Annotated in this window: 14 protein-coding genes; 9 read left to right on the plus strand and 5 right to left on the minus strand. The window is 67.8% G+C overall.

The window, feature by feature from the left end:
• Window positions 1-11: 11 nt before the first annotated feature.
• The 4 genes from ACIQTU_RS06850 to ACIQTU_RS06865 are packed head-to-tail and all read left to right on the plus strand — an operon-like array spanning window position 12 to window position 3114.
• On the plus strand, window positions 12-815 hold the full coding sequence (locus ACIQTU_RS06850) for an aminotransferase class IV family protein (protein ID WP_400544308.1): 804 nt from the start codon (window positions 12-14) through the stop codon (window positions 813-815).
• Window positions 816-867: 52 nt separating this feature from the next.
• Window positions 868-1350 carry a pantetheine-phosphate adenylyltransferase gene (coaD, locus tag ACIQTU_RS06855; RefSeq protein ID WP_400544311.1) on the plus strand — a complete coding sequence of 161 codons (483 nt, stop codon included), beginning with the start codon at window positions 868-870 and terminating at the stop codon, window positions 1348-1350.
• Between the two features lie 14 nt (window positions 1351-1364).
• Complete coding sequence (locus ACIQTU_RS06860) at window positions 1365-2204, plus strand: peptidylprolyl isomerase (protein ID WP_400544315.1); 840 nt, start codon at window positions 1365-1367, stop codon at window positions 2202-2204.
• Window positions 2205-2229: 25 nt separating this feature from the next.
• Window positions 2230-3114 carry a peptidylprolyl isomerase gene (locus ACIQTU_RS06865; protein ID WP_400544318.1) on the plus strand — a complete coding sequence of 295 codons (885 nt, stop codon included), beginning with the start codon at window positions 2230-2232 and terminating at the stop codon, window positions 3112-3114.
• On the opposite strand, the gene ACIQTU_RS06870 is transcribed toward ACIQTU_RS06865, so the two are convergent.
• Complete coding sequence (locus ACIQTU_RS06870; RefSeq protein ID WP_400544320.1) at window positions 3087-4202, minus strand: Ppx/GppA phosphatase family protein; 1116 nt, start codon at window positions 4200-4202, stop codon at window positions 3087-3089. The two genes, ACIQTU_RS06865 and ACIQTU_RS06870, sit on opposite strands and share 28 nt — an antisense overlap.
• Before the next feature lie 146 nt (window positions 4203-4348).
• Between ACIQTU_RS06870 and hspQ the strand changes: the two genes are divergently transcribed.
• Together hspQ and phhA are read left to right on the plus strand one after the other, a co-directional pair.
• On the plus strand, window positions 4349-4663 hold the full coding sequence (gene hspQ / locus ACIQTU_RS06875; protein ID WP_400544323.1) for a heat shock protein HspQ: 315 nt from the start codon (window positions 4349-4351) through the stop codon (window positions 4661-4663).
• A 72-nt stretch (window positions 4664-4735) separates the two neighbouring features.
• Complete coding sequence (gene phhA, locus ACIQTU_RS06880; protein ID WP_400544326.1) at window positions 4736-5611, plus strand: phenylalanine 4-monooxygenase; 876 nt, start codon at window positions 4736-4738, stop codon at window positions 5609-5611.
• 181 nt (window positions 5612-5792) lie between these two features.
• On the opposite strand, the gene astB is transcribed toward phhA, so the two are convergent.
• The 4 genes from astB to ACIQTU_RS06900 form a co-directional block, all read right to left on the minus strand.
• Window positions 5793-7130, minus strand: a complete 1338-nt coding sequence (astB, locus tag ACIQTU_RS06885) for an N-succinylarginine dihydrolase (protein ID WP_400544329.1) — start codon at window positions 7128-7130, stop codon at window positions 5793-5795.
• A 345-nt stretch (window positions 7131-7475) separates the two neighbouring features.
• Window positions 7476-8894, minus strand: coding sequence for a succinylglutamate-semialdehyde dehydrogenase (gene astD, locus ACIQTU_RS06890; RefSeq protein ID WP_400544339.1), 1419 nt, complete (start codon window positions 8892-8894; stop codon window positions 7476-7478).
• A gap of 14 nt (window positions 8895-8908) precedes the next feature.
• On the minus strand, window positions 8909-9916 hold the full coding sequence (locus ACIQTU_RS06895; protein WP_400544343.1) for an arginine N-succinyltransferase: 1008 nt from the start codon (window positions 9914-9916) through the stop codon (window positions 8909-8911).
• Between the two features lie 4 nt (window positions 9917-9920).
• Window positions 9921-11171 carry a hydrolase gene (locus ACIQTU_RS06900; RefSeq protein ID WP_400544346.1) on the minus strand — a complete coding sequence of 417 codons (1251 nt, stop codon included), beginning with the start codon at window positions 11169-11171 and terminating at the stop codon, window positions 9921-9923.
• A 117-nt stretch (window positions 11172-11288) separates the two neighbouring features.
• On the opposite strand from ACIQTU_RS06900, the gene ACIQTU_RS06905 reads away from it, so the two are divergent.
• Genes ACIQTU_RS06905 through arsC form a run of 3 tightly spaced genes read left to right on the plus strand, consistent with a single transcriptional unit; the run spans window position 11289 to window position 12662 of the window.
• The gene (locus tag ACIQTU_RS06905) at window positions 11289-11762 is read left to right on the plus strand and encodes a hypothetical protein (RefSeq protein WP_400544349.1); all 474 of its coding nucleotides are present in this window, start codon (window positions 11289-11291) and stop codon (window positions 11760-11762) included.
• A gap of 22 nt (window positions 11763-11784) precedes the next feature.
• Entirely contained in the window at window positions 11785-12321 is a 537-nt protein-coding gene (locus ACIQTU_RS06910; protein ID WP_400544352.1) for a hypothetical protein, read from the plus strand.
• Window positions 12321-12662: an arsenate reductase (glutaredoxin) gene (gene arsC, locus ACIQTU_RS06915; RefSeq protein WP_400544355.1), complete on the plus strand. Its 342-nt coding sequence runs from the start codon at window positions 12321-12323 to the stop codon at window positions 12660-12662. Before ACIQTU_RS06910 ends, arsC begins: the two co-directional genes overlap by 1 nt.
• Window positions 12663-12664 lie beyond the last annotated feature (2 nt).

A 12664-nucleotide genomic window follows, 5' to 3' on the forward strand; every position in this document is an offset into this window, starting at 1 on the left:
TGACGGCGGGCATGGCTGACGTTCTGATGCAGATCGACGGCCGGCCCGCCGGCGCCGACGATCTGGGCCATTTCGTCCTGTCCAACTACGGCGCCTTCACCTCGATGCAGGTCGAGGACGGCGCGGTGCGGGGTCTGGACCTGCATCTGGTCCGACTGGAGGCTGAAGCCCTTGACCTGTTCGGCCTCGCCGTGCCCGAAGCCCTGTTGCGTGAACGGATGCGACAGGCGCTGGACGGGCGCGCGGGCCGGTTCAGTCTGCGGGTCAATCTCTTCTCCGACGCCATCAGCCTGCGCGCGCCGCAGGCGGTGGTTCAGCCGCGCGTCCTGACGACTCTGTCGCCGCCTGCCACGCCGCTGACGACGCCGCTGCGTCTCCAGACACAGGTCTATGCCCGCGAAGTCCCGCACCTGAAGCACGCCGCCACGTTCGGCCTGACCCGCGCACGGCGGCAGGCGGTTCTGGCCGGGTTCGACGACGCCCTGTTCGTCGATGGCGACGGACGCGTTTCCGAAGGCTCCATCTGGAACATCGGCTTTCTTCAGGGCGAGACGGTGGTCTGGCCCGAAGCGCCCATGCTGGGCGGAACGGGGCAGGCCTTGCTGCAACGCGGGATGGTGGATTTCGGCCTGAGCAGCGTCATCCGCTCAGTGCATCTGTCCGATCTGGCGCGCTTCGACGCCGCCTTCATCTGCAACAGCGCCACGCCCGCCTGCGCCGTCGCGGCGATCGACGGTCATCGGTTCGGCCCGGCGGAGGCCCTGATCGCGCGGCTGATCGACGCCTGGCGATCAAACCCATGTCAGACGATCTAGGCCGTTGATTTCGCACCTGCTAAACGGGTCGAAACGCGGGGAGGCGAAGGCCATGCGCATCGGACTGTATCCGGGGACTTTCGACCCGGTCACGAACGGCCACATGGACATCATCGGGCGGGCGATCAAGTTGGTTGACCGCCTGGTCATCGGCGTGGCCCAGAATGACGAGAAGGGGCCTTTGTTCTCGACGGCCGAGCGCGTCGAGATGCTGAAGGCGGAGGTCGCGCGCTTCAACGCCGATATCGAGGTGAGACCCTTCAGCAGCCTGTTGATGCATTTCGCCGAAGAGGTGAACGCCAACGTCATCGTGCGCGGCCTGCGTGCGGTCGCGGACTTCGAGTACGAGTTCCAGATGACGGCCATGAACCAGCGCCTCAACAGCGACATAGAGACCGTGTTCCTGATGGCCGATCCGCGCCATCAGGCCATCGCCTCGCGGCTGGTGAAGGAGATCGCCCGTCTGGACGGCGCGATCGAGAGCTTTGTCAGCCCGGCGGTCGCCGCCCAGGTGCGCGCCAAGGTGCTGCGCTAGATTCAGGATAGGTAATGAACCTCAAGATGCTTCTGGCCGCTACTGCGGTCTCGATGATTGCGGGCACCGCGGCGGCCCAGGCGGCGGAGTGGCGCATAGTCGCGCCCGACAACCTGATGGTGATCGACACCTCTAAAGGTCGAGTTCTGGTCGAACTGGAACCGCGCGCCGCGCCGAACCACATCGAGCGCATCCGCACCCTGACTAACCGCGGCTTTTATGACGGCCTGAAATTCCATCGCGTCATCCCGAACTTCATGGCCCAGACCGGCGACCCGCAGGGCACCGGCGCGGGCGGCAGCGATCTGCCGGACGTGAAGGGCGAGTTCAGCTTCCGTCGCGGACGCGACAGTGGTTTTGTCGCCGTAGAGAACAGCGGCCCGGGCGTGCGCGGCATCATGGGCAGTCTGCCGATTGCGACCCAGCCGGACGCCCAGATGTTCGTCACCGCCGATTTCAAGGTAGGGGCTGGCGGCCTGTTTTGTCCCGGCGTGGCGGGTATGGCGCGGGCGGGATCGCCGGACAGCGCCAATAGCCAGTTCTTCCTGATGACGGGCCAGAACGATAATCTGAACGGCGGCTACACGACCTTTGGTCGGGTGCTTCAAGGTCTTGACGTGGTCAAGGCCCTGAAGGCGGGCAGCGATGCCGAGGACGGCAAGGTCACGGACCCGGACGTCATGACCAAGGTGCAATTGGCCTCGGCCCTGCCCGAAGCCCAGCGCCCGAACGTGCGCGTGGCCGTGCCCGGCTCGGCAGCCTTCAACGCCGCCGTTGAGGCTGCTCGCACCGCCCGCGGCGCCCAGTTCGGCATTTGTGACGTGCAGCCGGTGGTCGAGGTCGCGGGCGGCTGAGTTTCAATTGGGGGAGGGGACGAGGATGCGCTTTTCAACGGGTTTGGCGGCGACGTTGGCCCTCACGCTGGCCGGGGCGGCTTGGGCGCAGGAGACGGCGCCGCCGACCGCTGCGGCTCCCGCCGTCGTTGCGAGCGAGTGGCGGGCGGTTGCGCCTGAGAACCTGCTGGTGATTGACACCAACAAGGGGCGCGTCCTGGTCGAACTGACACCCGAACTGGCGCCCGGCCATGTTGAGCGTATCCGCCTGCTGGCGGGCCGCGGCTTCTACGACGGGGTCGTCTGGCACCGGGTGATCGATCAGTTCATGGCCCAGACCGGCGATCCCTTGGGCACGGGCGAGGGGCAGAGCCCCTATCCTGACCTGAAGGCCGAATTCACCTTCCGCCGCGACGCCCAGACCCCGTTCACGCCCGTGGCCGCGCCCGCCGGGGCCGTCCTGGGCTTCCTGCATTCCGTGCCGGTTCAGACCCAGCCGGACGCCTATATGGCCACGACGGCGGATCACAAGGTCCACGCCTGGGGTCTGTACTGCCCCGGCGTCGCGGGCATGGCGCGCGACGATGCGCCCGACAGCGCCAACAGCCAGTTCTTCCTGATGCGTCAGCCCTATCCGTCGCTGGACAAGCGCTACACCATCTGGGGCCGCGTCGTGTCGGGCCTGGATGTGGTGCGGTCGCTGAAGGCCAGCCCTAACCCGGACGGCATCGTCACTGGCCCCGATCAGATGACGCGGGTGCGTGTGGCTTCGGATCTGCCGCAGGCTGAACGACCCTCGGTGCAGGTGCTGGACACGAGCTCAGCCCGGTTCCGCGCCTTGGCCGAGGCGTCGCGTCAGGCCAGGGGCGCGGACTTCTCAGTCTGCGACGTCGAACTGCCGGTTCAGGTGGCCGGAGCGCCGGCCGCCTGAGTGTTGGAGCGGCCCCGACGACGGCGTCGGCGGGGCTTCTGGCGGTCCTCGCGCATCCTTTGCAGCAGCAGGCCCTCGCGCAGGCCACGGTCGGCGACACGCACGCGCTCGCAGGGCCAGGCGCGCTGCACTGCTTCCAGGATCGCTGCGCCCGCAAGCACCAGATCGGCGCGGTCGGGGCCGATGCAGCTTTCCGCCGCCCGGCCCGCTGGCCCTAGCCGCTTGAGCCGCAAGGCCGCTGCCTCGCAGTCGGCGCGCGTCATCCACAGGCCGTCGACCAGGTCGCGCTGATAGCGGCGCAGGCCCAGATGGATGCCCGCCAGGCTGGTGATGGCCCCCGAAGTGCCGACCATGTGCACCCGTCCGCTCTCGAACAGGGGGCGCACCGAGGCGTCGTTAGGACCGCCCGCGGCCAGATGCTCGCCCACGTCGGCGACCATGGCCTCGAACCAGGCTTCGGTGTCGCCCGCCGGTTCCGGGTGACGTTCGGCCAGGGTGACGACGCCCAGTGGCGCCGACATCCAGCCCTTGTTCTCGAACCCGCGCGCGCTGCGCGTCATCCATGACAGCTCGGTCGAGCCGCCGCCCACGTCGATGACCAGAACCGCCTCGGCCTTGGGATCGAACAGGTTCAGACAGCCGGCGACCGACAGGCTGGCCTCCTCCGCCGGGTCGATGATCTTGAGCTTCAGGCCGGTGCCGCGCCGCACGCGCTCGACGAAGGCCTGGCCGTTGTCGGCGGCGCGGCAGGCCTGGGTGGCGACGGCAGTCAGGCGGCTGGCGTCCAGCCCCTTGCGGGCCACCCGTTCGGCGCACAGGGCCAAGGCGTCGTAGGCCCGGTCCATGGCGCGGTCGTCCAGCCGACCCGTCTGGGACAGGCCTTCGCCTAGCCGGACGATCCGGCTGAAGCTGTCGACCACCCGGAACCCGTCGCGCGACGGGCGCGCGATCAGCAGGCGGCAATTATTGGTCCCCAGGTCGAGCGCGCCATAGAGGGGCGCATCGCGACCGGAAGCCCCGGAATTGCGGGACTTCGTGGGCTGGGACCGCGCGTCGCGCCGTGCGGGCGCGCCAGGGGTCTCCGGCATGGGCCGAGCTTTCATGTGGGCGGTCCGAAGCGGCGCCCGTCCTGATCAGGTTAAACCGGCCTATGTGGCGAAGCCAAGACATTCTGTCGCACAGATGAACGGCCCGGATGCATCCGCTTCAGCCTGTCAGGCGTATTGGTTGCAGCATGACCCAGGTTCACACAGCCCGGTTCGGCCTCGGACAGATCGTCCGGCATCGCGACCACGCCTTCCACGGCCTGGTCATGGATGTGGACGCCACCTACGCAGGCCCAGCCGCAGAGACGGGCGTGGTCGCCAGCGATCAGCCCTTCTATCGCATCCTTATCGCCGACGCCGATGGCGGGGTGATCGCCTACGCCGCCGAGGACGCCCTGGTGGCCTCGCCGGAGATTGAGCCCCTGTCGCCGGAGGACGAGCGGGAGTGGTTCACCGTCGACTCGCACGGCCGTCACGCGCCGCGCTCGCAAAGGCTGCAATAGACGTGCGTGACGACGGCTTGAGGGCGCGCTAATCTGCCCCCAACGGCCGTCAGAGCCGCGAGGAGCGTTCCCATGTCCGATTTCGAGCACGTCTTTGAAGCCCCGCCCGAAGGCGCCGCCGCCGACTGGACCATCCCCCAGAACTGGGCGGCCTATACCGACGTCGAACACGAGACCTGGAACACTCTCTACACCCGGCAGATGAAGATCCTGCCCGGTCGCGCCTGCGAGGCCTATATGCGCGGGCTGGACGCCCTGGACCTCAACACCGGCGGTATTCCCGACTTCGAGGTGATGAACCCCAAGCTGCAGGCTTTGACCGGCTGGACCGTGGTCTGCGTGCCCGGACTGGTGCCCGAGGACGTCTTCTTCGACCACCTGGCCAACCGCCGCTTCGTCTCCGGCCAGTTCATCCGCAAGCCGGATCAGCTGGATTACCTCCAGGAGCCGGACATCTTCCACGACGTCTTCGGCCATGTGCCGATGCTGACCGACCCCGACTTCGCCGCCTATATGGAGGCCTACGGCAAGGGCGGGCAGCGGGCGGCGTCGCTGGGGATGCTGGACAAGCTGGCGCGTCTGTATTGGTACACGGTCGAGTTCGGCCTGATGAAGGAGGCCGACGGGCTGCGCATCTATGGCGCGGGCATCGTCTCGTCGGCGACCGAGAGCGTCTTCAGCCTGGAAGACGCCTCGCCCAACCGTCTGGGCTTCGATCTGGAGCGGGTGATGAAGACCCTCTACCGGATCGACGACTTCCAGCAGGTCTATTTCGTCATCGACAGCATCGAGGAGCTGAAGGCGGTGACCTTGCAGGACTTCGGTCCGCTGTACGAGCGGCTGAAGGGGGCGGAGGATTTGCCGATCGAGACCATCCTGCCCAGCGATCAGGTCTTTACGCGCGGGACCCAGGCCTATGCGGCCAAGGGCGGACGGTTCGCGGCCTGACGGGCGCGCCGAAAGACAGAGTCCAATTCGTCTGAATCGTCTGAAATCTCCGCGCTGCTGCCTGAGAGGGCATGATGGCGCGGGGAGCCAGGATGGCGAGGAAATGCGTGTCGGCTGCGCGCAAACCCTTTGATTCTTCGGGATTGAGGCGTCGGATTGCGACGCCTGGCCCTGAACAGCGTCAGTCCCGCTGGAAAGGGTAGAAGTCCGTTCCCAGCCCCAGGATGCCAGTCAGTTCGTCCAGGGCGCCGCGCGTTTCGTCCAGCAGAGCGGGGTCGGCCAGGTCCTGGGCGGTCAGGCTGTCGCGATACCAGCGCAGGGCCCAGATGCTGAGGGCGCCGTGCAGTTCGTCGGTCATGCGCATGGCGGGGTTGGTCGCGGCCAGTTCGTCGTCGGTCAGGACGACGCGCAGACGCAGACAGGCGGGGCCGCCGCCGTTCCTCATCGACTGGCGCACATCGACATATTCGACCCGGCCGATGGGGCCGTTGGAGGCGGCGAGCGTTTGCGCGACCGCATGGCTGCGAGCGTTGTCGCGGGTCTCGGTCGGGCAGATCAGGGTCAGGCGGTCCTCGCCCGGGATCTGGATCAGCATGGAGTTGAACAGATAGCTGCTGATCGCGTCGGCCAGCGGCAGGTCGGCGGCGGAGACCTCGACGAACTGCGGCTCGAACAGGCCGTCGGCGGCGCGGCGGATGGCGGCCTTGGTCGCGTCCGTGTCCTCGAAGGCCATCTCGTGGAAGAAGAGGGTGTCCAGGGCGCCGACGCAGACCACGTCATTGTGGAAGGTCCCGCCGTCGATGGCCGCGCGCGACTGCTGGGCCAGGACCGGACGACCCGCCTCGTGACGGCGTACGACGGCCTCGCTGGCTTCGCGCGTCTGGCGGGCGGGGAAGCGGCCCTCCCAGGGCTCGAAGGCCTCCCGGCCCCAGACCAGCAGATTGACGCCGCGACCGCCGTGCGTGGCGCACAGGCGGACGTGGTTGGCGGCGCCCTCGTCGGCCAGATGGGCGACGGCGGGCAGGGCGTCATGGACGGCGAACTTGCTCGCGTCGGGGAAGAGGGCGTCCAGCGCCCGCTTGGTCTGTTGATGCTCCAGCGAGCGGTGCAGGTTGGTGTGCAGGTTGGCGGGGGTGAAGTGGACCCGGCCGTCGGCGGCGTCAGCACTGGGCGTCACCGTCGCGGCGTTGGCGGCCCACATGGGCGAGGCCGAACAGGCAGCGGCGGCGAAGGCCGGGGCGTCGCGCCAGGCCTTGGCCAGCACCGTTTTGTCATTGCCCGAGAAGCCGAGCGAGCGGAGGAAGGGGATGTTGGGCCGTTCGTGCGGCGGCAGGACGAACTGGGGCAGGCCCAGGTCGGCCAGCCGTTTCATCTTGTCGAGACCCTGCAGCACCGCCGCGCGCGGGTTCGACGCCTCGCCCTTGTTCAGGCTGGAGGCGAGGTTGCCCGGCGACAGGCCCGCATAGGAGTGGGTCGGCCCGATCAGACCGTCAGCGTTGGCTTCGATGGCTTGGGTCATGACGTTACTGAGGCAGCGGGATGATGACGGGTTCAATGAGACCGGTGGACAGTAGAAAGCTGTTTCCGAACCGGACTTCGATCAGCAGGATTATCGCAGCGAGGGTCAGGAGAAATAGGGTGGCGGGCCGGTTCCTTGGCCAGAGGTGGAGGCAAGCTGGAATGATGAGGGCGAGGAAAATGGCAGCCCATACGATCACTAGATCCCTGTACTGACCGGTTGGGATCAGAAATTCGATTCCGCGAACAAGCGCCGTGATCGCCGTGGCGGCCGCGATTGAAATCAGCAACGGCTTCCAGCAGGCGGCGATCCTGTCGCGAAGAGTCTCCGGCCCAATCCTTCGCCTCACCCCCGCAGCCCCTTGATCTCGCTTTCGATGTTCTTGACCGCGCCGGCTTCGAAGCTGGCGACGGGGTAGGCGCAGTAGTCGGCGGCGTAGTAGGCGCTGGGGCGGTGGTTGCCGGAGGCGCCGAGGCCGCCGAAGGGCATGTCGCCGGCCGCCCCCGTGGTCGGGCGGTTGAAGTTCACCACGCCCGCGCGGATGCGGTTGATGAAGCGGTCCCAGTTCTTCGCATCGTCGCTGACCAGACCGGCGGACAGGCCGTATTTGGTGGCGTTGGCGGCGGCGATGGCGGCGTCGAAGGACGGCACACGGATGACCTGGAGGAAGGGGGCGAACATCTCTTCGTCTGCGACGTTCAGGCCGGTCACGTCGATGATGGCGGGCTTCACGAAGGCGCCGGGCAGGTTGTCTACCGGGCCGGAGGCGCGGATGACCTTGGCGCCCAGGTCGATGCGCTGTTGCAGGGCCTGTAGTGCGGCCTGAGCGGCCTTTTCCGAAATCAGCGGCCCGGCGTAGGGCTCGGGATCACTGTCCCAGGGGGCGAAGTTCAGGCGGTCGGACATGGCCGCCACGGCCTCGACGATGGCGTCGCCCGCGGCGCCTTCCGGCAGGATCAGGCGGCGGGCGCATGAACAGCGCTGGCCGGTGGTGACGAAGGCGGACTGGACCACGATGCCGGCGACAGCCTCGGCGTCGGCGGCGTCCCAGACGACCAGCGGATTATTGCCGCCAAGCTCCAGCGCCAGGATGACGTGGGGATCGTCGGCGAACTTGCGCCGGAAATGCGCGCCCGCCGCGCCCGAGCCGGTGAACATCAGGGCGTCGATGGGCTGGTCCAGCAGGGCCGCGCCGGTGTCGCGTCCGCCCTGCACCATGTTGAACACGCCCTTGGGCAGGTCGGCGGCGTCCAGGCATTCGGCCATCAGCTGACCGGTCAGGGGCGTTTCCTCGGACGGCTTGAACACGACCGTGTCGCCCGCCAGCAGGGCCGGGACGATGTGGCCGTTGGGCAGGTGGCCGGGGAAGTTGAAAGGGCCAAGCACCGCCGAGACGCCGTGCGGGCGGTGGCGCAGGGTGGCGCGGCCGAAGGCGGTGTCGGTGGTGCGCTCGCCGGTGCGCTCGTCATAGGCGCGGATCGAGATGTCGACCTTGCCCGCCATCGAGGACAGTTCGGTCTTGGTCTCCCACAGGGCCTTGCCGGTTTCGCGGCTGATGGCCTCGGCCATTTCAGGCGCGCGTTCCTTAAGCACCGCCTGATAGCGTTTCACCGCGTCGATGCGGTCCTGACGCGGGCGGTCGGCCCAGTCGGGAAAGGCATTGCGGGCGGCCTCGACGGCGGCGCCGACCTGTTCGACGGAGGCGGCTTCGCCTTCCCAGACGGTTTCGCCGGTGGCGGGGTTGGTGGAGGTGAAACGGGTCATGGCGGCTACTCGATTCAGGATTTCACGCGGACGACAGCGCCGTCCTTGATCTTCAGGGCGGCGGCAATGTCGGGCGTCATGCGGGCCAGATCGCCGTCGACCAGAACGCGGGCGCGGACGGCGCGGAAAGCTGAGACGCTGTCGGTCGAGACGAGGCTGGGCAGTTCGACCTCAACCTCCTTCTCGATGCGGGCGGTCAGGACGCGGGCGTCGCGGACGGTGCGGATGTTGTCGCGGCCGCAGGCCACGGTGGGGCCGGCGTCGAAGATGTCGACCAGGCCGTTGGGGCGGAAGCCCTCGCTTTCCAGCAGGGCCATGGCCGGCACGCCCTGTGGGTGGACCTTGCCGATCACGGCGCGGGCGGGTTCGGGCAGCAGGTCGATGTAGATGGGGTGACGTGGGGCCAGGTCGAGGATGAACTGCTTGTCGGTCGAGCCGGTCATGCGGTCGGCGTCGTCGAAATCCATCGGGAAGAACTTGTGCGCCACATGGTCCCAGAAGGGGCAGTAGCCGTCGGGTGTGAAGACGCCGCGCAACTCGGCCAGCACATTGTCGGCGAACAGATCGGGCTGGGCGCCGATCAGCATGTAGCGCGACTGGCTCAGCAGGCGCCCGGCGCCGCCCTTGCGGCGGTCGGCCTTGAGGAACAGGGAGCCGACCTCGGTCCAACCGGTGCACTCGTTGACCAGCACCAGGGTCTGATGGTTCAGCTTCACGCCCAGCGAGGGCGACTGGACGGTGTTGTTGACCACGCGGAAGCTGAAGAAGGGCCGCTTCAGCCCCACCGTCGCCTTGACCGAGCCGATGCCGTCGATGTCGCCCGTGTCGCCGTCTTCCAGCATCAGGGTGTACCAGGCCTCTTCCGGCGCGATCCTGCCCTCGAAGCTGGCCTGGCTGAGTTCCAGGCGCTCGCTCAGGACGTCGGCGTCTTCGGGCAGGCTGGTGAAGCCGGGGCCGGACAGGATGGCCAGTTCGAGCAGGTGATGAAGGTCGGCGGGGCCGGCGGGACGAACAACGAGCATGCGGTTACATGGTCTCCAGTCGGAGCTGTTTCAGTTTCAACGCGTCAATCTCGCCCGAGGCGATCTTGCACAGGATCAGGGCGGACAGTTGGGCGCGTTCGACGAAGCTGGCGGGCCAGGCGAACTCCTGATCCGAATGGATCTCGCCGCCGACGACGCCGAGGGTGTCGACATTGGGCAGTCCCGCGGCGTGCAGGTTGTTCCCTTCGCAGACACCGCCGGAGGGCTTCCAGGCGATGGTCTGACCCAGCAGTTCGCCCGCGTCGCGGACGGCGTGGAACAGAGCGGTTTGCGACGCGTCCATCGGCTTGGGCGCGCGGGTCATGCCGCCGTGCAGGTCCAGCGTCAGGCCGGGGAAGGGCGGCTCGGCGGCGATGGAGCGCACCGTCTGGTCGATCCAGGCGGCGGCTTGCGCATCCGGCACGCGGACGTTGAAGCGGACCACGGCGTTGTCGGCCACGACGTTCAGCGCGCCGCCGCCGGCGATCTTGGCGACATTGACGGTGACGCCCTCGCGCTGGCCGTTCAGGCCGTGCAGGCGGGCGGCGATCATGGCCGCGCCGGCTACCGCATTGGCGCCCTCGTGGAAGGCGCGGCCCGCGTGGGCGGCCTTGCCCGTGACGATCAGATGGAAGTTGCCGCTGCCCTTGCGCTCGCCCGCCAGGGTGCCGTCCGACAAAGCCGGCTCATAGGTCAGGCCGACGTGTCCACGCGCGCCCAGGGCCGCCAGCAGAGGGGCGGAAGCGGGCGAGCCGATCTCCTCGTCGGGGCTGAGCAGCACGGTCCAGCCGACGCGGGTCTTGTCGGGGTAGGTCTCGAAGGCTGCCAGCGCGGCCAGCATGACGCTGATGCCGCCCTTCATGTCGGCCACGCCGGGACCGTTCAGGGCGCCGTCGGCGCGCGTGACGATGGTCTGGAAGGCGCTGTCTGCGGGGAAGACGGTGTCGTAGTGGCCGGTCAGGACGACCTGGATCGGGGCCTCGGGCCGGGCGGTGATGGTCAGGCAGTCGGCGTAGGTTTCGGGGATCACGGCGCCGCTGTCGGCCACGGTGGTCGAGGCTTTCGTGGGCACACGCACGACCGCGGCGGGCAGGCGACGCGCCTCGGCCTCCAGCACGTCCAGCATGCGCGCCAGCCCGGCGGCGTTTCGGCTGCCGGAATTGATATTGGCCCAGTCGATGGTCCGCGCGACGATCGCGTCGCCCTGGGCCGCGACGTGGTCGAGAACGGCCTGGTCGTGAGGTTCGATCCGCATAACGGCGACACTAGACGGGGGCCGGGCAAAGGTGAAGGCGGGGCGGTTTCTCGCTCTTGTCCTTGGGAAAACGGGGGCGTGCAGGATAGGTTTGCCGCTGCAGTCGAGGAGTCGCGCATGAACCGTCGTTTCAGCTTCCCCAACCCGTTCGGCCCCGTCGATTCGGGGGCGACGGCGCAGGTGATGGCCCGCCTCAGCGCCCGCGCCTTCTGGCTGTGGGGCGCGGTTGGGCTGATGCAGGCAGGACTGGTCTGGTACGCCTCGGACGCCGCCTATGCCGAGTTTCGCGGTGCGACGACGGGGTTCGCGGTCTTCTTCGCCTTGATCGCCGGGGTTCTGGGCTGGGCGCAGTGGCGTCGGCCCAACCGCATCCTGCCGGTCTTCGGCCTGGCCTGGGCCCTGTATGAACTGAGTTCGACCGGCGTCAGCCTGGTGGTCGGGGCGCCGCTGGGCGTGGCGGGCGTGCCGGCCTGGGGCGGAATGATCGCGGCGACGGCCATGCTGTTATGCGTGGTGCTGCATGTGGGGGGATTGCGCGGCTCGGCGGCGATCACGCGGCTTGCCACAACGCCGGTTGCTTCTAAGAGGTAGAGCTTTCCAGTCGGGGGCGACGGTGAACCAGAATGCGAAACTATGGCTGCGCGCGGCCAATCCCCTCACGCCGCCGCGCGGCATGGTCGAGGCGCAGAGGGCGGCCCGGGTCGGGGCTGTGGCGCTGGGGATCGGCGTCCTGCAGTTGTTCGTCGGCCTGCTGTCTATGCCGAAGACCGAGGCGCTGGCTCAGGTGTTGGCTGCTCAGCAGAAGGGGCAGGTCATGACGGCTCAGCAAGTCGCCATTCAGGACGCCATCGTGGGCATGATGCCTATGTTCACTCTTGCCATCACTTTGGTAGCCTCTGTCGTCTATGTCGTTCTGGCGGTGGTGCAGTGGCGGCGCACGACCTGGGTGATCCCGACGATCATGCTTGCCTTCATGGCCTATGGCGTTTTGGGCGGCTTCGGCGCCCTGTTGAAGATCGGCTCGTCGATCGAGTTTGAGTTCGCCTTCGTCAGTGCGCTGATGTGGCTCGTCAATCTCGCGACAATAGCCATGTATGTCGCCGCCTTCCGAGGCGGACGCATGTTTGAAAAACTGAAACGGACCTACTGATGACCGTCACGATCTTCCACAATCCGAAATGCTCGACCTCGCGCAAGGCGCTGGAGTTGCTGCAGGAGAAGGGTGTTGAGCCGGTGGTGGTCGAATATCTGAAGACCGGCTGGGACGCGGCGACGCTGGACCGTCTGGCTAAGGAAACCGGGGTCGGTCTGTCGGGGATGCTGCGCAAGCGCGAGGCGAAGACGGGCGAACTGCTGGCTGAGGGCGCTTCGGACGACGTGATCCGCGCGGCGATGATCGCCGAGCCGGTGCTGGTGGAGCGACCCATCGTCCAGAGCGACAAGGGCACCCGCATCGGACGCCCCCTCGAGAGCATTCTGGAAATCCTCTAGGG

This window comes from Brevundimonas sp. NPDC090276 (assembly GCF_044772165.1).
Lineage (GTDB): Bacteria > Pseudomonadota > Alphaproteobacteria > Caulobacterales > Caulobacteraceae > Brevundimonas.